Here is a 20,186-nt window from a genome sequence, read left to right as displayed (position 1 = left end):
AAGTCAGCGCTCGCTGACCTTGAACAGCCGCACCAGCAGCCAGATCGGCACCACCACCGCCGCGCCCAGCAGCACGTAGCGGATGATCCGCTCGACCGCCTCGAAGCCGAGGTGGAAGAAGTCCTCGAACCGCTTGACCACCCAGCGCACGAAATCGCCCAGCGACTGGATGATGTTGAGCGGGTCGAGGCCGATCACCGACAGGATGACGCCGACCACCAGCGACAGCATCAGCAGCCGCAGCACCACCCACACCGGCGGGCCGCCGAAGAACCGGTCGACCGTGGACGGCGCGGCGCGCGGGCCGCGCTCGAACGGAGGCGGGGACGCGGGATCGGGATAGGTCATGGCAGCCTCCGGCGCGGCAAAGCACCCGCATGATACGGTTTCCGGCTGATCAAGCCGGAGAGCCGTATTCCGATCGCCGAAAAATCCTGTTCGGAGCAAGGATTTTTCGGCGAGACCGTTTCCGGCATCCCGAGGGGATCAGCCGGAAGCCGCATAATTGGATGACGGACGCCGCCATTCAAGGCCGGCGCGGCCGCGGCACCCCGCCAACCCGCGATTCGGACATGGTCCGTTCGGCGCCCGTTCGAAATCGACGGGCCGGGCGGAACGCCACCTGTCGCAGATCGGGACGGCCCGCGCCGGCGCCACCCGGCGCTAACCTTTCAGAAACCCGACTCGCTCGGCCAACTCCTGCCCGCGATTCGGACATGGTCCGTTCCGGCGCCGTTCGAAAACGACGGACCGGGCGGGGCTCCACCTGTCGCAGATCGGGACGGCCCGCGCCGGCGCCATCCTGCGCTAACCTTTCAGAAACCCGACTCGCTCGGCCAACTCCTGCCCGCGATTCGGACATGGTCCGTTCCGGCGCCGTTCGAAAACGACGGACCGGACGGAACCCCGCCTGTCGCAGATCGGGACGCCCCGCTCCGGCGCCATCCTGCGCTAACCTTTCAGAAACCCGACTCGCTTGGCCAACTCCTGCCCGCGATTCGGACATGGTCCGTTCCGTCACCGTTCGAAAACGACGGACCGGACGCGACATCGCCTGTCGCGGATCGGGACGAAACACCCGCCCCGCCCCATCCGGACGTTGGAAATGCGCGGCGGAGCGGCGCTCGCCTCTTGCGAAACGGCGCGGTCCGGTCGAGGAAGGCCGTCCGCATGCGCTCGCCCGTTTTCCGCTCCTCCGGCGACCCGATCGCCGACCGCCGCTACGACCTCGCGCTGGCCTACCGGCGCGACGGCGATCTTGCCGCTGCCGCCGACCTGCTGACGCAGGCGGTCGAGCTCGCCCCGGACTGGGCCGCCGCCTGGTTCGCGCTGGGCGAGGTGCGCGACGCCCTGGGCGCGCGCCAGGATGCGGCCGATGCCTTCCGCCACGCCCGCGACATCGACCCGGACGATGAACTCGGCGCCGCCCTGCGGCTGGCGCGGCTGGGCGACGGCCAAGCCGCCGATGCGATGGCCGCCGGCTACGTGCAGTCGCTGTTCGACCAGTACGCCGCCGATTTCGACGCGGCCCTGGTCGACCGGCTGGGCTATGTCGGGCCGCAACTGCTTCAGGATGCGCTCGCCACTGTCCGCGGCCCGCACTGGCGGGCGACCCGTTGCCTCGACCTCGGCTGCGGCACCGGCCTCGCCGGCGCCCTGCTGCGCCCGCATTGCGCAACACTCGTCGGCATCGATCTGTCGGCCGGCATGCTGGCCCAGGCCCGCCGCAAGGGCTGCTACGACGACCTGCTGCAGGCCGATCTGCTGGCCGCCTTGACCGCCGAGCCGGCCGCCTCGGCCGACCTGATCGTCGCCGCCGACGCGCTGGTCTATGTCGGCGAGCTTGGCCCGGTGTTCGCGCAGGCGGCGCGGGTGCTGTCGCCGGGCGGGCTGTTCGCCGCCACCTTTGAGCGCAGCGAGGCCGGCATCGAGCTGCACGCCAGCCTGCGCTACCGCCACGGCGCCGATCATGTGCGCGGCCGCGCCACCGCCGCCGGCCTTGAGGTGCTGCGGCTCGCCGCCGCCTCCGCCCGCAATGATGCCGGCGCGCCGGTGCCGGGCTGGCTGGCGGTGCTGGCCAAGCCAAACCAGCCGGCCTGATCGGCCGGATTTCGGATCAATCCCGCCGGAAGATCACGCTCGCCAGCCAGCCGGTGCCGAGTGCCATCAGCGCCACGGCGAGGCCGTAGATGAGCGCATGGTCGTGGGCATAGACCGCGACGAAATGCTCGAACCCAACCTTGCTGATGGTCAGCGCCGCCTGATCGCGCGCCACGAGCTGGCCGGCGGCGAACACCTTGACGTCGACGTCGAAGCGGCCGGTCGGCACGTTCGGCGGCAGCGGCACGGTGGCGCGGAACACCGTGCCGGTGAGGAACGACACGTCGGCATCGCTCTCGATATAGAGGCCCTCGCCACCACGGATGCGCACGAAGGCCTGGCGGAACACGTCGTCGGCCACGGTGTCGGCATAGTCGGGGCCGATGCGCTGCAGCAGGCGCACATTGGCGATGCCGAGCCGCTCGCGCCGCTGCACGTCGCCATCGGCGATGTCGGCCAGCGGCCGGTTGGACAGCACCGCGAGATAGGCCGGCGCCTCCACGAACTCGCGCGAATCGACATTGACCCACAACCCGAGCACCCGCTCCTTGCGGCGGGTGGTGAAGGACTGGCGCGGCCCCTGCACCGTCACCACCACGTCGTAGGCGATGCCTTCGGTGAGATAGGCCGGCAGGTCGATGCTGCCGAACACCGCGATGTCGTCGCCGGTGAAGTTGGAGGCGATCTGCACCCGGTCGGTGGAGAGCGAGATCACCAGCTTCTCGGCCATGGCCGCCGCCGGCAGCAGAAGCAAAGCCGGAAGCGCCAGCAGCGCCGCGACGGCGAGGCGCACCGGGGCTGGCGCCCTCACCGCACCCGCTCCGTCTGCAGCACGGTGAACATCTCCTCCGGCGGCAGCGCCAGATCGACCAGGAAGCGCAGCCCCACCGCCAGGACCAGGAGCCCGAGCAGCAGGCGAAGCTGCTCGCCGCGCATCGCCTGCCCGGCGCGGGCGCCGAACTGCGCCCCCATCACCCCGCCGACCATCAGGATCAGGGCGAGCACGACATCGAGCGACAGGCTGGAGAGCGCGTGCATCAGCACCGCCGCCAGCATGGTGGCGAGCGTCAGCACCAGCGAGGTGCCGAGCACCACGCCGGTCGGCACACGCAGCAGGTAGATCAGCGCCGGCACCAGCATGAAGCCGCCGCTGATGCCCATCACCGCGCCGAGAAAGCCGATGGCGCCGCCGATCGCCAGCACAGGCAGGGCCGAGACGTCGAGGTTGGAGCGGCGGAAGTGCATGCGGAGCGGCAGCTCGGCGAACCACCAGGGCTTGGCCGCCAGCCGCGGCGGCTGTGCCGTCTTGCGTCGGCTGCGCAGGATGGCCCGCACGCTCTCGCCGATCATCAGGCTGCCGATGATGCCAAGCAGCAGCACGTAGGAGATGCCGATCGCCAGTTCGAGCTGGCCGAACCGGCGCAGGATGGTGAACACCCACACGCCGAGCCCGGTGCCGACCATGCCGCCGAGCAGCAGCACCCCGGCAAGGCCGAAATCGATCGTCCCCTTCCGCCAATAGGCGATCGCGCCCGACGCCGAGGACGCCGCCATGTGGGCGGTGACGGTGACCACCGACACCGCCGGCGGAATGCCGACGAAGATCAGCAGCGGCGTCATCAGGAACCCGCCGCCGACGCCGAACATGCCGGAGATGAACCCGACCGCGATCCCCATTCCGAGAATGAGGAACACGTTCACGGGCAGTTCCGCGATCGGGAGATAGATCTGCACGGGGTTCGGCCTTGCAACGCAACCGAAGGCCCGGGCTCGCCCGAAGCGCACGCCGGACCTTCCGCAACCGCTTCATACGGGATCCGGACGGTCGCGTCGTGCTCCACCGGCCACACGGGGCGAAATTCGTCCCTAACACCGGTCAAGCCCAGGCTGGCGGACGCCCGAACGAACGAGGCGCCGGCATGGCCTGCCGGCGCCTCGTTTATTATTCAAACTCGGTCACGGCCGCAGGCCGCGGCCCCGGCGGCGCTCAGGAGCGGCCGATGGCCTTCCGGCTCGGCGTGCCGGCGGCGCGGTCCCAGTCGGCTGAGGGGCGGACCTCGTTGGCGGCCGGATCGAGCGGCTGCGGCGCCCAGGTCTGCACCGCCAGCCGGGCGGCGAGCAGGGTCTGGGCATCGAGCCGGCCGGCAACGTCGTCGCGCTTCTTCTGCGCCTCGGTATCGCCCTGGCTCGCCGCCAGTGCGAACCACTTGAACGACTCGGCCATGTTCTGCTCCACGCCCAGGCCGCGGGCATAGAGGATGCCGAGATTGTACTGGCTGTCGCGCAGGCCGTGATCGGCGGCGCGGCGGAACAGCTGGCCGGCCTGCCGGTAGTCCGGCTTGCCGTCGATCCCCTCGGCGTACAGCACCGCGAGATTGTGGATGGCCTTGGCGTTGCCGGCCTCGGCGGCGCGCGTGTAGTGGCTGCGCGCCTTGACGAGGTCGCGGGTCACGCCCTGGCCCTTCTCGTAGAGGCTGCCGAGGCGGTAGGCCGCCGGGATCGAGCCCTGCTGCGCCGCGCGCTCGTACCAGCGCAGGGCCTCGGAGAAGCTCTGCGGCACGCCGCGGCCTTCGGCATAGCGGGTGGCGATCTCGAACTGGGCCGCCGCATCCCCGGCCAGCGCCGCCTCGCGCAGCGCCTGCGGGCCGATCGCCGCCGGCAGCGGTTGCGGCGCGGTGGGGGCGAGCGTGACGGCGGCCGGCTGGGTCGAGCCGGTGATGTCGGGATCGCTGCTGCCCAGGAGCCCGGCCGAGAACGCCGGCATCGACGCGGCGGAGAGGGCCGGCTGCACGACGCCGGACGACGGCGCCTGGGCGATGACCGGATCGCGCTGGAGGGACGATTGCGGCCCAGGAACGTTAGGCGCCACGGCAGGCGTTTCGGCGGGTGCCTGGGCCGGCCCAGCCGCCGGCACTTGCGCCGGATCGCCCGGCGGCGCGGACGGCACGGTGGCCGGCGCCTCGATCGCCGGGGCTTCGGCCTTCGGCGCCTTCGACAGCTTGCCGAGCATCGGCGGCAGGACGATCGGCGCGGCGGCGGCCATCACCATCAGCACCACGCCGGCCAGGATCAGCGTCCGGTGGCGGGCGAGCGCGGCGCGCACGCCGCTCTCGGCCGGATCGTCGTCCGACGCGGCGGCGGGCGGCATCCCTTCGGCGGTCGCCTGCTGGGCGGCGCGGCGGGCGGCGGCGATGAAGCTCGCCTTGGAGGTGGCATCCGACAGCGGCTTGGCGCCGAGACCGGGCGCGGCGGCGCCTGCGGCGGCCCCGGTGGCGACCGTTCCGCTCCGCAGCAGCGGCATGCGCGAGCCGGGTTCGAGCGGCAAATCGGGCGGCAGCTCGGACACCGGCTCCGGCGCAAGATTCGGTGCAAGCCCCGGCCCAAGATCCGACGAAAGGTCCGGCGCAAGTGCCGGCGGCAGATCGCGCACCAGCGCAGATGCGGCCTCGGCCACCTGCGCCGCCGGTGCCACCGAAGCAGCGGGCGGCGGGACGGCGGCCGGGCGCTCGGCCCGCTCGCCGGGCGCCGCATCGCCGCGGCGCGCAATGTCCTCCTCCAGCATCGCCAGCCGGTCGACCACCCGCTCCAGGGTGCCGTGCACCGTCTCCAGCGTGCCGTGGGTGCGCACCTCGGTTTCGCGCTGGGCCGTGCGCAGCTCCGACAGGTCGCGCATCAGGTCGTTGACCGGCGTCATGCCGAGATTGCGCACCGCGTCGCGCGCCGCGTCGATGGCGCTGCAGCGCGATTCCTCGATCTGCGCGAACAGGTCGTTCAGGCCGCGCTCGATCGCGTCGAGCTGGCCGAGGCGGCTGTCCGACTGGTCGAGCCGCTCGACGATCTGCTCGAGACGCGAGTCGATCGAGCCGAGATCCGGACCGTCGGCGACCAGCGCCTGGAGGCGATCGAGCTTGTCGACCAAGAGCAGCATCGAGCGCTCGACGGCGATCGGCGCATTGCGGACGGTGTTCTCGAGCGCGACCTGCAGGCGGTCGAGCCGCTCGCGAATCTCCTCCAGCGCCTCGTCCTCGGCGCTGCCGGCCGAGGTCGCGGCCAGCGACTCCTCAAGCTTGTCGATCTTGCGGTCGAGCCCCTCCAGGGTCTCGAGTGCGGCGGCGGCATCCTCCAGCACGCTGCCGATGCGCTCGGCCTTGGCCGCAAGCTGCTGCAGCTCGCCGGTGAAGCCGTCGGCGGCGGTGAGGGCGGGAAACTGTTCGAGCGTGGCCCGCAGCTCGCTGATCTGGCCGGTGAGGCGGTCGATCGCCCCCGGCTCCAGTCGCGATTCGTCGAGGGCGTCGAAGCGCTGGTGCAGGCCCTTCAGCTCCTCGCCGAGCGCGGCGATGCCGGCCTCGGCCTGCATCTCGCGCACGCCCTCGCGCACCTCGATCAGCATGCGCGTCATGTCGTTGAGCTGGTCGATGTCGATCGCCGGCTGGGCGGTCGCCTCGACGTGCGCGTGCAGCGCCCGCACCGAGGCGTCGAGCGCCTCCAGCGAACGGCAGGGCGACAGATAGCTGACGCTGCGCGACAGTTCGGAGACGTCGCGGCGCAGCGATGCCACCTCATCATAATCGGAGCGGTAGCCGCGCAGGCCCGCCCGCTCGTCGAGCAGGCGCTGGCGGGCATTGATCTCGGCCACCGCCGAGTCGAGCAGCGGGCGCCGGCCCGGCCGCGCCTCGGCCGCGCTGTACAGACGCTCGTTCATGGCTTCGATATTGCCGGCAAGCTCGTTCAGCCGGCGGTGGAGATCGAGCTGCGGCGATTCCAGGCCGCTGCGCCGCTCCGAACCGGTGCGGCCGGCCGGCCGTCCCAGGCCGTCGCGCGGATGTGCGGCGCCGCGCGGCGGCGCGCCGGCGACCTCGCCAAGCAGAGCATTGAGTCGGCGCGACACCTCGCCGAGCGCGGCCGCAACCCCCTCGGCGCCGGGCGCGGGCGGTTCGGGCTCGCGGGCCGGCGGCTCGCGCCGGACATCCGGTCCTTCGGGGCGCTCGCTGGCGGCGGCGCGCCGCGGAGCGCTGCGCTCGCCCGGCTCGCCGCCCTCGGCCTGAAGCGCGCGCTCAAGCCAGCGCTCCAGGGAAACTCCTTCCCGCTCCGCCGCCGCCCGCGCGGCATCCAGCGCGTCGGCGGCAAGATCCGCGGCCGCGTCGGGAGCGGTGCTGCGTCGGTTCCACGATCCACTTTGCGTCATGGTCAAACCCGTCGGGCGTTTGCCGGCACCGCTGGATGGGCCGCCGGAGCCGGAATTGCCGGCGGCACGCGGGCGCTGTGCGTCCCCGCGCACTTTTTCCTGCCACGGTAAATGTACGGTTAACGCCGATGCAACTTCAGTGGCACCTTTGCGTTGAGGCAACGTGTGTCGTTTCGGCCTCAATCCCCCGTTGACGGACGGTGCGGCGGCGCAGTCTCTTCAACACGGGGGAATTTTGAATTAGTCTAATTAATCATTCCGCTCGGATAGGGGGTCTGCTCTTTCCTGTTGCATGTGAGACGAGGAAATTGCGTATGTGCGGAACGAGACACTTTTGGAGGTAATTTCCTACAGAACGGTAGTTGCAGGGACTGCAGCCGTTGACGGCCCTTTCACAAGTGACCGTCTTTCCGAAGGTCCACGGGCGGAACGGATTCGCACAATAAAGATAAACAAGAGTTGGGATGATGATGAAAGAGCACGAAATCGCCGCAAGCGGCGTCGAGGCACGCACAGGGTACAGCGAAACCAAGATCGCGAATCGATCCGATTATTTCACGATTGGCGACCTCGCTCGGGAGTTCGGCGTAACCTTAAGGGCGCTGCGTTTTTACGAAGACAAGGGCCTGCTCAGCCCGAAGCGGGAAGGCCTGACCCGCCTCTACAGCGGCACCGACCGCAACCGGCTGGTCCTCATTCTCAAGGGCAAGCGCTACGGATTCACGCTGTCCGAGATCAAGGCGATGATCGCCCTGCACGAGGGCCGCGACGATGCCGCCAATCTGGCGTTGTCGCAGGAGACGATCCTGCAGCAGATCGCCGTGCTCGAGAAGCAGCGCCAGGAGATCGACGAGGCGATTGCGGAGCTGCGCAGCAGCCTGCCGCTCTGCAGCAGCGCCGGCCGTCTCACCCCGGCGGACTGACGCGGCATCCGGCCCCGAGGGCCGGCCTCCCGCTGCACGCGACCGGCGCGCCGGGCTCATCACCCGGCGGCGCGGTGCGACCGACTGATCATTCGGTGGCTCTGATCACTCTGCGGCGCGGCGCGCCTGTTTGGTGAACTTCTTCATCACCCGCTCGCGCTTGAGGCGCGAGATGTAGTCGATGAACAGGCCGCCATTGAGGTGGTCGATCTCGTGCTGGATGCAGGTGGAGAGGATGCCGGAAAACTCCTGCTCCTGCGGCGCGCCGGTGCGGTCGAGGAAACGCACCCGCACCCGGTCCGGCCGCTCGACCGTCTCATAATAGTCCGGGATCGACAGGCAGCCCTCCTCGTGGCAGCGCTTCTCCTCCGAGGACCACACCACCTCCGGATTGATCAGCACCAGCGGCCGCTTCTCCTCGCCCTTGCGGGCGGGATCGATGGTGACGATGCGGCGCGGCTCGCCGACCTGGATCGCCGCCAGCCCGATGCCGGGCGCGTCGTACATGGTCTCGAACATGTCGTCGATGAGACGCCGCACGGTGTCGTCGACGGCCTCGACGGGCGCCGAGGTCAGCCTGAGCCGGGGATCGGGCAGAACAAGAATGTCGCGAATGGCCATACAGGCGAAATAGGCGATGGAACCCGGCGGGTCAACGAACGGGCCCAACGCTTTTGCCGCCGCCAGGCCCGGCCACCCGCATCGCGTGTAGGCATTAGACCGTAGCGGCGGCCTGATTCATGTCAATGTGCACTGCACTCGCGCATGGTCATATCCGCCCGCCTGGTTGACACGGCGACCGGCGGACGCTGCCGATTCAAGATCGCGTCTTGTCCGTCTGTCGTCGAGTTGCACCGTGGTCTTCCCGAGACTCAAAGGCCGGTACGCGCTTCGTCATCGGATGACGCCGTACCGGCCTCTCTTTTTGCCGAAACGTTCCCGTTCTGTTCGGAACAGCCCCGGCAGCTTCGCGCGGTATCATGGTGTCACCGCGCCGCTCCGGCAGCGTCCCGCCGGCCGGGGCGAACCGCCGCCGCATCGTGCACTGCCGCAAAGCCTTTGGTTGCATCCGCGACCATTCCGTCTCCCGCCGGCCCAGGCGCGATGCCCCGCGCGCTGCCGGCGCCCCGAGCGCGGACGCCGCTGCCGAAACGGATTTGCGCGAGCCGCGCGAATCGCCAGACTGCCGGCTCCCGTCACCCGCCGCGCCCTGCGGCGCACCAGCGATCCGCCGCATGACCGCCACCCCGTCCCACGCCGACTGGATGGACACGCTCGCCGTCTATCTGCGGCCGCGCGTGCTCATCGTGCTGTTTCTCGGCTTCGCCTCCGGCCTGCCGCTGGCGCTGTCCGGCTCGACGCTGCTGGTGTGGATGCGCGAGGCCAATGTCGATCTCGGCACCATCGGCCTGTTCGCGTTGGTCGGCACGCCCTACACGGTCAAGTTCCTGTGGGCGCCGGTGGTGGACGCGCTGAACGTGCCGGTGCTGTCGCGCCTGCTCGGCCGGCGGCGCGGCTGGCTGATCTTTTCCCAGATCCTGCTGATCGGCGCCATCGTGCTGCTCGCCACCCGCGATCCCGCCGTCTCGCCCTGGGCGGTGGCGTTCGGCGCGCTCCTGGTCGCCGCCGCCTCGGCCACCCAGGACATCGTCATCGACGCCTTCCGTGTCGAGAGCCTCGACGAGCGCGAGCAGGCCGCCGGCATGGCGAGCTATGTCGCCGCCTACCGGCTCGGCATGCTCGCCTCGACCGCCGGCGCCCTGTTCCTGGTCACCGGCTTCGAGCGTTACGGCTTCGACCGGGCCGGCGCCTGGACCGCCGGCTATCTCGCCATGGCGGCGCTGATGGCGGCGGGCCTCGTCACCACGCTTCTCGCCACCGAGCCCGATCGCTCGGCCGAGGCCATCCGCCAGCAGGCCGGCGACGGCGCGCTGGTGCGGGTGGCCAAGGCCGCGGCCGGCGCCTTCTCCGAGTTCCTGACCCGCGATCTGGCGGTCGCCGTGCTGGCCTTCGTGGTGCTGTTCAAGTTCTGCGATGCCTTCGCCGGCACCATGACCGCGCCCTTCGTCATCGACCTCGGCTTCACGCGCGACGAATACGCCGCCATCGTCAAGGGCGTCGGGCTGGCGGCGACCCTCATCGGCGGCTTTGCCGGCGGCTTCATCGCCCGCGCGCTGCCGCTCGCCACCGCGCTGTGGGTCGGCGCGCTGCTGCAGATGGTCTCGAATCTGGTGTTCGTGGGGCTCGCCTTCGCCGGCACCAATCTGTGGGCGCTGTCCGCGGCGATCATCGCCGAGAATTTCGCCGGCGCCATCGGCACGGTGATCTTCGTCGCCTATCTGTCGGCGCTGTGCTGGAGCCCGGCCCACACCGCAACCCAGTACGCGCTCCTGACCGCGCTCGCCGCGGTGGGGCGGACGTATCTCTCGGCCGGCGCCGGCTATGTGGCAGAGGCGACCGGCTGGCCGATGTTCTTCGCGCTGTCGTCGCTCGCCGCGGTGCCCGGTCTCGTGCTGCTGGCCGTCCTGCAGGTGCGCGGCCATTTCGCCGGACTCGATCAGGCCGACCGGGCCAAGGCAAAGTAGGAAGGCGCAGGCCTCACGCCGGCGTGCGGGCGCGCAGCGCCTGGGCCAGCGTGCCCTCGTCGAGATAATCGAGCTCGCCGCCGACCGGTACGCCATGGGCGAGGCGCGAGACCTTGACGCCGGTGGGGCGCAGCAGGTCGGTGACGTAATGGGCGGTGGTCTGGCCGTCGACGGTGGCGTCGAGCGCCAGAATCACCTCGCGCACATCGCTCCCCGTCACCCGCCCGACGAGACCGGCGAGATTGAGGTCGTCCGGCCCGACGCCGTCGAGCGGCGAAAGCGTGCCGCCCAGCACATGGTAGCGCGCCTGGATCACCGAGGCCCGCTCCAGCGCCCACAGGTCGGCGACGTCCTCGACCACCACCAGCAGGCTCGGATCGCGCCGCGGGTCGGCGCAGACGCTGCAGGGATTGACCGAGTCGATATTGCCGCAGATGCGGCAGACCGAGACCTTGGCCAGCGCGTCATCGAGCGCGGTGGCGAGCGGCGCCATCAGCTGCTCGCGCTTCTTGATCAGATGCAGCACGGCGCGTCGCGCCGAGCGCGGCCCGAGCCCCGGCAGGCGGGCCAGGAGCTGGACCAGACGTTCGATCTCGGGACCGGCGGCAGCAGGCATCGGGGGATAATGTTCAAGGGTTTTGCGGCGCCAACGCGGAGCGGTCGTCAACCACAACAGACAGATGCTCTTGGCGAGAGCCTCTCCGGGATCCCGAATGGGTCGCCCGGAATCCACATCTTGCAGCCGCTGGAGAAGTCGGCGCGGAGACGCCACCGGTCGTTCCCGGCGACCGCCGTCAGGCGGTCGGGAAGGGAACCCAAGAACCACGCCGCAGAAAAACACAACGCTCGTCGCAAAGGCGGCCGCTCAGCCCCACCCGAGACATCATGGTCCTTGGGTCCCCTTCCCTCGCACCGCTTCGCGGTGCTCGCCGGGGACGACCGGTTGCTGTTCAGAACAGCTTCATGCCGGGAGGCAGCGGCAGGCCGCCGGCCAGCGCCGACACCTTCTCGGCCATCGCCGCCTCGCCCTTCTTGCGGGCATCGGCGATCGCGGCAATGACCAGATCCTCGACGACTTCCTTCTCCTCGGGCTTGAGCAGGCTGGGGTCGATCGACAGCGCCCGCAACTCGCCCTTGGCGGTGGTGCGGCAGGTCACCAGCCCGCCGCCGGACGATCCGTCGACCTCGATGGTGTCCATCTCGGCCTGCAGCGCCTCGAGCTTGGCCTGGAGTTGCTTGGCCTTGCCCATCATTCCCATGATATCCATGTCGTCCCCTCTTGCTGCTCGTTGATCTCGGGTCTTCGTCTCAGGCTCCGGCGTCCGTCAGAACGCGTCGTCCTCGTCGGGGTCGGCGAACGGGCCGTCGAGGCCCATGTCGTCGGGGTCCCTGCCGTCCGGTCCGTCGCCGGGGGCCGGCGGTTCGGGGGCCAACCGCCGCACCTCGACGATCTCCGCGCCGGGAAAGTGTTCCATCACCGCGCGCACCGCCGGGTGGGCGCTGATGTCGTGGCGCATCCGCGCATGCTCGGCCGCGCGCTTCTCGGCGAGCGTCTGGCCGCCGCCCTCGCGCGACAGCGTCACCACCCAGCGCCGCCCGGTCCACGTCCTCAGCTTCTCGCCCAGTTCGGCGATGATCGACGGCGAGGCGCCGGCCAGCGCGATCTCCAGCCGCCCGTCCTGGAAGGCGACCAGCCGCACCCCGGTCTCGAGCTGGGTCTTGAGCAGGATGTCGCGGCGGCTTGCCGCCAGCGCCACCAGCTCCTCGAACGTCTCGAGGCGTATCCCCGCCTCTGCCTGCGGCGAAGGCCGCGCCAGCGCGCTCGCCACCGGACCGCCGATCGAGCCGCCGACTGGGGCGACGAGCTGGGCGCGCGCCCCGCCATTGGGCCCCGCCGACAGGGATGGCGCAGCATTTCCATTGGCAAGCTCGGCGAGCCTGCGCAGCGCCTCGTCCGGCGTCGGCAGGTCGGCGGCATAGGCGATGCGCACCAGCACCATCTCGGCCGCCTGCACCGGCCGGGCCGCGGCGTTCACCTCGGCGATGCCCTTCGACAGCATCTGCCAGGCCCGCCCCAGCACCCGCATCGACAGCGCGCCGGCAAGCTCCCGGGCGGCCCGGCGCTCGGCCTCGACCAGCGCCGGATCGTCGGCCACCGCCGGCACGATCTTCACGCGGGTGACGAGGTGGGTGAAGTCGGCGAGATCGACCAGGATCGACGCCGGGTCGGCGCCGGCATCGTACTGGGCGCGGAACTCGCTCAAGGCGGCCGCCATGTTGCCGCGCATCAGCGCCTCGTAGAGGTCGATGATGCGGGCGCGGTCGGCGAGCCCCAGCATGGTGCGCACCGCTTCCGCCTCGATGCGGCCGGCGCCGTGGGCGATCGCCTGATCGAGCAGCGACAGCGAATCGCGCACCGAGCCTTCGGCGGCGCGGGCGATCACCGCCAGCGCCTCGGGCTCTGCGGCGACGCCCTCCTTGTCGCAGATGCCGGCGAGATGGCGCACCAGCACGCCGCCCTCGATGCGGCGCAGGTCGAAGCGCTGGCAGCGCGACAGCACCGTCACCGGAACCTTGCGGATCTCGGTGGTGGCGAAGATGAACTTCACGTGCTCGGGCGGCTCTTCCAGCGTCTTCAGGAGCGCGTTGAAGGCCGCCGTCGAGAGCATATGCACCTCGTCGACGATATAGACCTTCATGCGCGCCGAGACCGGCCGGTAGCGCGAATTGTCGGTGAGCTCGCGGATGTCGGCGACCCCATTGTGGGAGGCGGCGTCGATCTCGATCACGTCGACGTGCCGGCTCTCCATGATGGCGCGGCAATGCACGCCCTCGGCGGGAAGCTCGATGGTCGGGCCGGTGACGCCCGGCGCCTCATAGTTCAGGGCGCGGGCGAGGATACGCGCGGTGGTGGTCTTGCCGACGCCGCGCACGCCGGTGAGGATCCACGCCTGGGGAATGCGGCCGGTCGAGAAGGCATTGCCGATGGTGCGGACCATCGCCTCCTGGCCGATCAGATCCTCGAAGCGCTGCGGGCGGTACTTGCGGGCCAGCACCCGGTAGCCGGCGGCGGCCGGCGGCGGCACGCCCGCCTGCAACGCCGTCTCCGGCCCGGCGGGGGCCTGGCCGTGCGCCGGGAGGGGAAGCGGGGTCGCGTCGGTCATCGCGGGGAAGCGGCCTCGTCGGCGCTCGCGGCCTCACGGGAACGAACCGGCGCTGGCGAGCGGCAGGTCCAGCGCGAGCGGCAAATCTCTTTCTCGTGCCAAATCTCGTTCGAGCAGCAACGGCTCTTTCGAGCGGCAGCTCTCAGGCGACTGGCCGCAGGTCTTGGGCGACTGGTCGAAAGTGGGAGGTTGGACGAGCGACCCGGCCCGGTCTCGTTAGGGCTGCTTCCTTCCGGACCTGACCCGGTTGGCGAGTGGTCCGTCCACCGCCAACCTCCCGGCCCCTATATCGTCTGCCCGCGCCGCGATGGCAAGCCGGCAGATGATCGGGACTGTCCGGATATCCCCGGCCTCGCGCCCTCAGCTCGCCGTCCGCGAGCCCTGCTCGGCGATGCGGCGGAAGTCGTCGCCCTGGTCGTAGATGATGTTGATGATGGTCCAGCCGCCATCGGCCGGCGCGAGGTGGACGAACACCTGCCGCGGCTCGCTGCCCATCAGGAACTCGACCGCGACCATGCGCTCCTTCGGCAGGCCCGGAATATTGGTGACGCGCTTCACCGCAAGGTCGCTTCCGGCACCGGGGCCGAACACCGCCGCCCGCAGCCGCTCGGCCTCGGCGAGGCCGACCGGCTTGGCCCGCGCCTGCCACAGCCGCCGCAGGTCGGCGCTGAGCAGCGCCACGAAATCCCGCTCGGGCAGGCCGTTCGCCTCCGCCTTGGTGTAGACGCTTCGCACCAGTGCGACCGGATCGTCGGACGAGGCGGCCTGGGCCGGCCGCAGCGCACCCGGCCCCCAGCCGGCGAAGAGGGCGCCGGCCAGCACCGCCCCGGCCAGCAGCCGGCGGCGATCGAACCGCTGCCGATCCCTATCGTGTTTCATCGGAGGTTCACCGTGGCGCATGAATGAGCTTCCCTGTCTCACAACGGCCCCAGACCGGGCTGGTTTCATGCGTCTTAGTCACAAATTCTAACGACAAGGTTCGAAGGCAAGGTTCGAAGGATAGTCCCATGACGCTTTCTTTCGCGATGGATGCGCGCCTTGAGCAGGGCAGCGTTCCGCTGGCCGACCTGCCGCTGTCCGTGGTGCGGCTGGTCGACGATGCCCGCTTCCCCTGGCTCCTGCTGATTCCGCGCCTTGCCGGCGTCGTCGACCTGATCGACATCGCGCCGGCCGACCGGGCGGTGCTGATCGAGGAGATCGCCGCCGCATCGAGCGCGCTCAAGGAGACCACCGGCTGCACCAAGCTCAATGTGGCGACGCTGGGCAACCAGGTACCGCAGCTTCACGTTCACGTCATCGCCCGCTTCCGCGGCGACGCGGCCTGGCCGGACCCGGTGTGGGGCAAGGGCGTGCGGGTACCCTACGCCGCCGAAGCCCGCGAATCGCTGGTGAAGTCGCTGCGAGCGAGCCTCGCGGTGTGATTTTTCGGCGGGGCGGACCTCATACCGTTTCCGGTTGATCCCTTCGGGATACCGGAAACGGTCTCGCCGAAAATCCCTTGTTCGATAACGGGATTTTCGGCGACCGGAATACGGCTCGAAGGCTTGATCAGCCGGAAACCGTATCACTGGCTGGCGGCGCCCTCCCCGGCGGTCTCCAGCGCGAAGGCGGCGGCGAACAGCGCCCGCGTGTAGGGGGTCTCGGGCGCCCGGAACAGCCGCTCGGCCGGCCCCTCCTCCACCACCTTGCCCGCCTTCATCACCAAGAGGCGGCTGGCCAGCGCCGCCACCACCTTGAGGTCGTGCGAGATGAACAGGAAGGTGAGGTCGCGCCGCCGCTGCAGGTCGCGCAGCAGATCAACGATCTGGGCCTGCACCAGCATGTCGAGCGCGCTGGTCGGCTCGTCCAGCACCACGAAGGACGGCTCCAGCACCATGGCGCGGGCCACCGCGATGCGCTGGCGCTGGCCGCCGGAGAATTCGTGCGGGTAGCGGAACCGCGTCTCCGGGTCGAGCCCGACATCCTCAAGCGCCGCCACCACCCGCGCCGCCCGCTCGGCCTCGGTGAGCTTGGGCTGATGGACGAGCAGCCCCTCGGCAATGATGTCCTCGACCGACATGCGCGGGCTCAGCGAGCCGTAAGGGTCCTGGAACACGATCTGCATGTTGCGCCGGTGCGGCCGCATCTCCTTGAAGCCGAGACCCTGCACCGGCGCGCCCATGAACACGATCGGGCCGTCGGAGGAGATCAGCCGCAGGATGGCGAGGCCGAGCGTGGTCTTGCCCGAGCCCGATTCGCCGACCACGCCCAGCGTTTCGCCCTTGCGGATGGCGAGCGACACCCCGTCCACCGCCTTGATGTGGCCGACCGTGCGCCGCAGCACGCCGCGCCGGATCGGGAACCACACCTTGAGATCCCGTGTCTCCACCACCACCGGCGCCTCGGGCCGGGGCGGCGCCGGCTCGCCCTTGGGCTCGGCCGCCATCAGCGCCCTGGTATAGGGGTGCTCGGGCGCCTCGAAGACGCGCGCGACCGGCCCCTGCTCGACGATCCTGCCCCGGTTCATCACGCACACCCGGTCGGCGATCTTCTTCACGATGCCGAGATCGTGGGTGATAAACAGGATCGCCATGCCGAGCCGCGCCTGCAACTCCTTCAGCAAAGTGAGGATCTGGGCCTGCACCGTGACGTCGAGCGCGGTGGTCGGCTCGTCGGCGATCAAGAGGTCGGGCTCGTTGGCGAGCGCCATGGCGATCATCACCCGCTGGCGCTGGCCGCCCGAGAGCTGGTGTGGATAGCTGCCGAGCCGCGTCGCCGGATCGGGAATGCCGACCTGGGCGAGAAGCTCGAGGATGCGCGCCCGCACCGCGGCGCCGCGCAGGGGCCGGTGCATCTCGATGATCTCGCCGATCTGCTTCTCGATGGTGTGGAGCGGGTTGAGCGAGCTCATCGGCTCCTGAAACACCATGGTGATGTCGTCGCCGCGCACCCGCCGGATGTCGCGCTCGGCGAGGTCGAGCAGGTCCTCGCCCTTGAAGCGCACACGGCCCGAGGGGTGGAAGGCGGCCGGATAGGGCAGGAGCTTCAGGATCGACAGCGCCGAGACCGACTTGCCCGAGCCCGATTCGCCGACCAGCGCGACCGTCTCGCCCTTGTTGACGGTGAAGGAGATGCGGTCGACCGCCAGCGTCTCGCGCGCCCCCTGCCGGAAGGCGACGGACAGGTCTTCGACGGTGAGGAGGGGGTGGGTCATGGGAGCCGATCCAGCAACAAATCAAGGTCCGTGGCCGGGTCGCAGCGAGGGACGCTGAAATCGGCCGGGAGGCGCTTATCGGCGCTGACAATGACGGCGCAGCCGGTCAGCTCTGCGGTCGCCAAGTGAAGGGCGTCGGGCAACTTGACGGTTCGCCATTTCGCCCGGATGGCGGCGGCCTGACGGATCACGCCGTCGTCGATATCGCGCAGGTCGACATATCGCGACAGGTCTTGTCCATAGAACTTGAGCAACGTCTCGTTCCTGTCGGCAATCGGCATCACCAGCACCTCACCGAGAACCAGCGCGAACTGACCAGGATCAGCCGGCCATCGAGCCCAAGATCGAGCATTCGGCCCAGGGCCTCAATGCCGTCGCCCGTTCCCTCGGCAAGGCCAATGACCGCGTTGGCGTCCAGATAAAGGCGCAGCATCGGGACCTAGAACGCCTCGCCTTCGCGGATCTTCCGCACCCGTTCGACGGCATCCACCAGCGAGAGGCGACCCTGGCCCAGCCTCTGCCGCAGCTCGGCGAAGCGTTGCGGCGCGCCCCTGGTTTCGGCAACGACGGTCACGGTGACGCTCGCGCCGGGCTCGATATCCCCCCGCAGATCCTCCGGCAGCTTGGAGGCCGGATAGTTCTCCCGCACGATCCTGTTCATCTGGCGACTCCGTCACTCGGCCGCATCCTACCGCACCCTCACCCGAACGTCTTTCGCGGGTCGAAGGCGTCGCGCACCGCCTCGCCGATGAAGATCAGGAGCGACAGCATGATCGCCACGGCGAAGAAGCCGGTGAGGCCGAGCCAGGGCGCCTGAACGTTGGCTTTGCCCTGGGCCAACAGCTCGCCCAGCGAGGGCGAGCCCGGCGGCAGGCCGAAGCCCAGAAAGTCGAGCGCGGTCAGCGTCATCACCGCCCCCGACAGGATGAAGGGCAGAAAGGTCAGCGTCGCCACCATGGCGTTGGGCAACAGATGCCGGAACATGATCGAGGAGTTGGAGACGCCGAGCGCGCGCGCCGCCTGCACGTACTCGAAATTTCGCCCGCGCAGGAATTCCGCCCGCACCAGGCCAACCAGCGAGACCCAGGAGAACAGCAGCAGAATCCCGAGCAGCACGAAGAAGCCCGGCACCAGCACCGAGGAGATGATGAGAAGCAGGTAGAGCGAGGGGATCGCCGTCCAGATCTCGATGACCCGCTGGAACAGGAGGTCGGTCCAGCCGCCGAAATAGCCCTGCACCGCGCCTGCGGCGACGCCGATGGCCGAGGAAATGATGGTCAGCGTCAGCCCGAACAGCACCGACAGGCGGAAGCCATAGATCAGCCGCGCCACCAAGTCGCGGCCCTGATCGTCGGTGCCGAGCCAGTTCATCTCCAGGCCGCTGCAGCCGGCGACGCCCTTCTTCGCCGCCACCGCCTCGCACTGCGCCTCGGTCAGCATCCAGGTCGGCGGCGAGGGCGCCGGGGTCGGCAGATCGAGATTGTGGGTGTCGTAGCGGTAGCGGATCGGCGGCCAGATCATCCAGCCGCCGGTCTTGTCGATCTGCTTGACGAGATAGGGATCGCGATAGTCGGCATTGGTCTCGAAATCGCCGCCGAACGTCGTCTCCGAATAGTTGAACAGCACCGGCACGTAATAGCGCCCATCATACTTCACCAGAAATGGCCGGTCGTTGGCGACGAACTCGGCGAACAGCGACACGATGAACAGCACCGTGAAGATCCAGAACGCCCAGTAGCCCCGCCGGTTGGCACGGAAATTGGCGAGCCGCCGCCGGTTGAGCGGCGACAGCGCGAACCGGCCGCGCCGCGGCGCCGGGCTGGAGGACTGAAGCTCAAGCGTCGTGTCAGGGGTCGCGTCCATCACACCTCGCGCGCCTCGAAGTCGATGCGTGGATCGACCCAGGTGTAGGTGAGGTCGGAGATCAGGTTCACCACGAGCCCGACCAGCGAATAGATATAGAGCGTGGCGAACACCACGGCATAGTCGCGGTTCAGCACGCTTTCGAAGCCGAGAAGGCCCAGCCCGTCGAGCGAGAAGATGGTCTCGATCAGCAGCGAGCCGGTGAAGAAGGCGCTGACGAAGGCGCCGGGAAAGCCGGCGATGACGATCAGCATGGCGTTGCGGAAGATGTGGCCGTAGAGCACCCGCGTCTCGCCGCAGCCCTTCATCCGCGCCGTCAGCACATATTGCTTCCGGATCTCGTCGAGGAACGAGTTCTTGGTCAGCAGCGTCATGGTGGCGAACGACGACAGCGCCATCGACACCAGCGGCAGCGCGAGGTGCCAGAAGTAATCGACGACCTTGGCACCGAGCGACAGCTCGTGCCAATTGTCGGAGACCAGCCCGCGCAGCGGGAACCACGAGAAGAACGAGCCGCCGGCAAACAGGATGATGAGCAGGATGGCGAACAGGAAGCCCGGCACGGCGTAGCCGACGACGATGACGCCTGAGCTCCAGACATCGAAGTTCGAACCGTCGCGGATCGCCTTCCGGATGCCGAGCGGAATCGAGATCAGATAGGTGAGCAGCGTCATCCAGATGCCGAGCGAGATCGACACCGGCAGCTTCTCCTTGATCAGATCGACCACCCTGATGTCGCGGAAATAGCTCTTGCCGAAGTCGAACTGGACATAGTTCGACAGCATGATCAGGAAGCGCTCGTGCGCCGGCTTGTCGAAGCCGAACTGCGCTTCGAGCTGCTTGATGAATTCGGGGTCGAGGCCCTGGGCGCCGCGGTATTTCGACAGCGTCACGTCGGCGCCGCCCGCGCCTTCGCGCCGCGCGCCCGCGCTGAAATCGCCCGAGCCCTGGCCGGTGAAGCGGGCGGTGGCGGAGACGTCGGTGCCCGACACCTGGGCGATGATGCGCTCGATCGGCCCGCCCGGCGCGAACTGCACCACCAGGAACGACACCAGCATGATGCCGAGCAGCGTCGGGACCATCAGGAGCAGGCGGCGGATGATGTAGGCCGTCATGGGTGTCCTTCCTGCGGGCGCCCTGGTCCTCTACGCCTTGCGGGCGAGGATGCCGGGC

The 20,186-nt window shown here is 69.5% G+C and carries 19 protein-coding genes and 1 other RNA gene; 4 read left to right on the top strand and 16 right to left on the bottom strand.

Features of this window, described 5'->3' with window-relative positions; translation table 11 throughout:
* Positions 1-3: 3 nt before the first annotated feature.
* Positions 4-348: a DUF6460 domain-containing protein gene (locus tag BLTE_RS17705; protein WP_126401922.1), complete on the bottom strand. Its 345-nt coding sequence runs from the start codon at positions 346-348 to the stop codon at positions 4-6.
* A gap of 822 nt (positions 349-1,170) precedes the next feature.
* On the opposite strand from BLTE_RS17705, the gene BLTE_RS17700 reads away from it, so the two are divergent.
* Positions 1,171-2,100, top strand: a complete 930-nt coding sequence (locus tag BLTE_RS17700; protein WP_126401921.1) for a class I SAM-dependent DNA methyltransferase — start codon at positions 1,171-1,173, stop codon at positions 2,098-2,100.
* 16 nt (positions 2,101-2,116) lie between these two features.
* On the opposite strand, the gene BLTE_RS17695 is transcribed toward BLTE_RS17700, so the two are convergent.
* The 3 genes from BLTE_RS17695 to BLTE_RS17685 all read right to left on the bottom strand — a co-directional run bounded on the left by BLTE_RS17695 (position 2,117) and on the right by BLTE_RS17685 (position 7,285).
* Positions 2,117-2,911, bottom strand: coding sequence for a TIGR02186 family protein (locus BLTE_RS17695; RefSeq protein ID WP_244600047.1), 795 nt, complete (start codon positions 2,909-2,911; stop codon positions 2,117-2,119).
* Positions 2,908-3,834 (bottom strand): sulfite exporter TauE/SafE family protein, encoded by a 927-nt coding sequence (locus tag BLTE_RS17690; protein ID WP_165439203.1) that lies wholly within the window; start codon positions 3,832-3,834, stop codon positions 2,908-2,910. The genes BLTE_RS17695 and BLTE_RS17690 overlap by 4 nt, the downstream gene beginning before the upstream one ends.
* A 253-nt stretch (positions 3,835-4,087) precedes the next feature.
* Positions 4,088-7,285, bottom strand: a complete 3,198-nt coding sequence (locus BLTE_RS17685) for an SEL1-like repeat protein (protein WP_126401920.1) — start codon at positions 7,283-7,285, stop codon at positions 4,088-4,090.
* 464 nt (positions 7,286-7,749) lie between these two features.
* Between BLTE_RS17685 and BLTE_RS17680 the strand changes: the two genes are divergently transcribed.
* Positions 7,750-8,208: a MerR family transcriptional regulator gene (locus tag BLTE_RS17680; protein ID WP_244600046.1), complete on the top strand. Its 459-nt coding sequence runs from the start codon at positions 7,750-7,752 to the stop codon at positions 8,206-8,208.
* Between the two features lie 105 nt (positions 8,209-8,313).
* Here BLTE_RS17680 and def read toward each other — a convergent pair whose 3' ends face one another.
* Positions 8,314-8,829 carry a peptide deformylase gene (gene def, locus BLTE_RS17675; RefSeq protein WP_126402288.1) on the bottom strand — a complete coding sequence of 172 codons (516 nt, stop codon included), beginning with the start codon at positions 8,827-8,829 and terminating at the stop codon, positions 8,314-8,316.
* 614 nt (positions 8,830-9,443) lie between these two features.
* Between def and BLTE_RS17670 the strand changes: the two genes are divergently transcribed.
* Entirely contained in the window at positions 9,444-10,793 is a 1,350-nt protein-coding gene (locus BLTE_RS17670; RefSeq protein ID WP_126401919.1) for an AmpG family muropeptide MFS transporter, read from the top strand.
* Between the two features lie 13 nt (positions 10,794-10,806).
* Here BLTE_RS17670 and recR read toward each other — a convergent pair whose 3' ends face one another.
* From recR to BLTE_RS17645, 5 genes are all read right to left on the bottom strand, one after another.
* Positions 10,807-11,409, bottom strand: coding sequence for a recombination mediator RecR (gene recR, locus BLTE_RS17665; RefSeq protein WP_126401918.1), 603 nt, complete (start codon positions 11,407-11,409; stop codon positions 10,807-10,809).
* A gap of 334 nt (positions 11,410-11,743) precedes the next feature.
* Entirely contained in the window at positions 11,744-12,061 is a 318-nt protein-coding gene (locus tag BLTE_RS17660) for a YbaB/EbfC family nucleoid-associated protein (protein ID WP_126401917.1), read from the bottom strand.
* Positions 12,062-12,118: 57 nt separating this feature from the next.
* Positions 12,119-13,957, bottom strand: coding sequence for a DNA polymerase III subunit gamma/tau (locus BLTE_RS17655; protein ID WP_126401916.1), 1,839 nt, complete (start codon positions 13,955-13,957; stop codon positions 12,119-12,121).
* A 181-nt stretch (positions 13,958-14,138) separates the two neighbouring features.
* Positions 14,139-14,235: signal recognition particle sRNA small type (ffs, locus tag BLTE_RS17650), an RNA gene on the bottom strand.
* 82 nt (positions 14,236-14,317) lie between these two features.
* Positions 14,318-14,836, bottom strand: coding sequence for a hypothetical protein (locus BLTE_RS17645; RefSeq protein WP_126401915.1), 519 nt, complete (start codon positions 14,834-14,836; stop codon positions 14,318-14,320).
* A 128-nt stretch (positions 14,837-14,964) separates the two neighbouring features.
* On the opposite strand from BLTE_RS17645, the gene BLTE_RS17640 reads away from it, so the two are divergent.
* Positions 14,965-15,378, top strand: a complete 414-nt coding sequence (locus tag BLTE_RS17640) for an HIT family protein (RefSeq protein ID WP_126401914.1) — start codon at positions 14,965-14,967, stop codon at positions 15,376-15,378.
* A 143-nt stretch (positions 15,379-15,521) separates the two neighbouring features.
* On the opposite strand, the gene BLTE_RS17635 is transcribed toward BLTE_RS17640, so the two are convergent.
* From BLTE_RS17635 to BLTE_RS17615, 6 genes are read right to left on the bottom strand one after another with little or no spacing between them, the layout of a single operon-like run.
* Positions 15,522-17,150: an ABC transporter ATP-binding protein gene (locus tag BLTE_RS17635; RefSeq protein WP_126401913.1), complete on the bottom strand. Its 1,629-nt coding sequence runs from the start codon at positions 17,148-17,150 to the stop codon at positions 15,522-15,524.
* Positions 17,147-17,431 (bottom strand): type II toxin-antitoxin system VapC family toxin, encoded by a 285-nt coding sequence (locus tag BLTE_RS17630; RefSeq protein ID WP_126401912.1) that lies wholly within the window; start codon positions 17,429-17,431, stop codon positions 17,147-17,149. The genes BLTE_RS17635 and BLTE_RS17630 overlap by 4 nt, the downstream gene beginning before the upstream one ends.
* The gene (locus BLTE_RS18210; RefSeq protein WP_160140663.1) at positions 17,431-17,583 is read right to left on the bottom strand and encodes a hypothetical protein; all 153 of its coding nucleotides are present in this window, start codon (positions 17,581-17,583) and stop codon (positions 17,431-17,433) included. Before BLTE_RS18210 ends, BLTE_RS17630 begins: the two co-directional genes overlap by 1 nt.
* 6 nt (positions 17,584-17,589) lie before the next feature.
* Entirely contained in the window at positions 17,590-17,811 is a 222-nt protein-coding gene (locus BLTE_RS17625) for a hypothetical protein (RefSeq protein WP_126401911.1), read from the bottom strand.
* A gap of 38 nt (positions 17,812-17,849) precedes the next feature.
* Positions 17,850-19,013 carry an ABC transporter permease gene (locus BLTE_RS17620; protein WP_126401910.1) on the bottom strand — a complete coding sequence of 388 codons (1,164 nt, stop codon included), beginning with the start codon at positions 19,011-19,013 and terminating at the stop codon, positions 17,850-17,852.
* On the bottom strand, positions 19,013-20,128 hold the full coding sequence (locus BLTE_RS17615; protein WP_126401909.1) for a microcin C ABC transporter permease YejB: 1,116 nt from the start codon (positions 20,126-20,128) through the stop codon (positions 19,013-19,015). The genes BLTE_RS17620 and BLTE_RS17615 overlap by 1 nt, the downstream gene beginning before the upstream one ends.
* Positions 20,129-20,186: the final 58 nt, after the last annotated feature.

This window comes from Blastochloris tepida (genome assembly GCF_003966715.1).
In the GTDB taxonomy this organism is placed as follows: domain Bacteria; phylum Pseudomonadota; class Alphaproteobacteria; order Rhizobiales; family Xanthobacteraceae; genus Blastochloris; species Blastochloris tepida.
The sequence above is the reverse complement of the archived record's forward strand: the minus strand, read 5'-3'. Positions and strand labels throughout refer to the sequence as shown.

What these genes read in the sequence shown, in the direction of transcription:
- BLTE_RS17705 (WP_126401922.1), bottom strand. Translation starts at nt 348, where the DNA reads ATGACCTATCCCGATCCCGCGTCCCCGCCTCCGTTCGAGCGCGGCCCG.
- BLTE_RS17700 (WP_126401921.1), top strand. Translation starts at nt 1,171, where the DNA reads ATGCGCTCGCCCGTTTTCCGCTCCTCCGGCGACCCGATCGCCGACCGC.
- BLTE_RS17685 (WP_126401920.1), bottom strand. Translation starts at nt 7,285, where the DNA reads ATGACGCAAAGTGGATCGTGGAACCGACGCAGCACCGCTCCCGACGCG.
- BLTE_RS17680 (WP_244600046.1), top strand. Translation starts at nt 7,750, where the DNA reads ATGATGATGAAAGAGCACGAAATCGCCGCAAGCGGCGTCGAGGCACGC.
- def (WP_126402288.1), bottom strand. Translation starts at nt 8,829, where the DNA reads ATGGCCATTCGCGACATTCTTGTTCTGCCCGATCCCCGGCTCAGGCTG.
- BLTE_RS17670 (WP_126401919.1), top strand. Translation starts at nt 9,444, where the DNA reads ATGACCGCCACCCCGTCCCACGCCGACTGGATGGACACGCTCGCCGTC.
- recR (WP_126401918.1), bottom strand. Translation starts at nt 11,409, where the DNA reads ATGCCTGCTGCCGCCGGTCCCGAGATCGAACGTCTGGTCCAGCTCCTG.
- BLTE_RS17660 (WP_126401917.1), bottom strand. Translation starts at nt 12,061, where the DNA reads ATGGATATCATGGGAATGATGGGCAAGGCCAAGCAACTCCAGGCCAAG.
- BLTE_RS17655 (WP_126401916.1), bottom strand. Translation starts at nt 13,957, where the DNA reads ATGACCGACGCGACCCCGCTTCCCCTCCCGGCGCACGGCCAGGCCCCC.
- BLTE_RS17645 (WP_126401915.1), bottom strand. Translation starts at nt 14,836, where the DNA reads ATGAAACACGATAGGGATCGGCAGCGGTTCGATCGCCGCCGGCTGCTG.
- BLTE_RS17640 (WP_126401914.1), top strand. Translation starts at nt 14,965, where the DNA reads ATGACGCTTTCTTTCGCGATGGATGCGCGCCTTGAGCAGGGCAGCGTT.
- BLTE_RS17635 (WP_126401913.1), bottom strand. Translation starts at nt 17,150, where the DNA reads ATGACCCACCCCCTCCTCACCGTCGAAGACCTGTCCGTCGCCTTCCGG.
- BLTE_RS17630 (WP_126401912.1), bottom strand. Translation starts at nt 17,431, where the DNA reads ATGCCGATTGCCGACAGGAACGAGACGTTGCTCAAGTTCTATGGACAA.
- BLTE_RS18210 (WP_160140663.1), bottom strand. Translation starts at nt 17,583, where the DNA reads ATGCTGCGCCTTTATCTGGACGCCAACGCGGTCATTGGCCTTGCCGAG.
- BLTE_RS17625 (WP_126401911.1), bottom strand. Translation starts at nt 17,811, where the DNA reads ATGAACAGGATCGTGCGGGAGAACTATCCGGCCTCCAAGCTGCCGGAG.
- BLTE_RS17620 (WP_126401910.1), bottom strand. Translation starts at nt 19,013, where the DNA reads ATGGACGCGACCCCTGACACGACGCTTGAGCTTCAGTCCTCCAGCCCG.
- BLTE_RS17615 (WP_126401909.1), bottom strand. Translation starts at nt 20,128, where the DNA reads ATGACGGCCTACATCATCCGCCGCCTGCTCCTGATGGTCCCGACGCTG.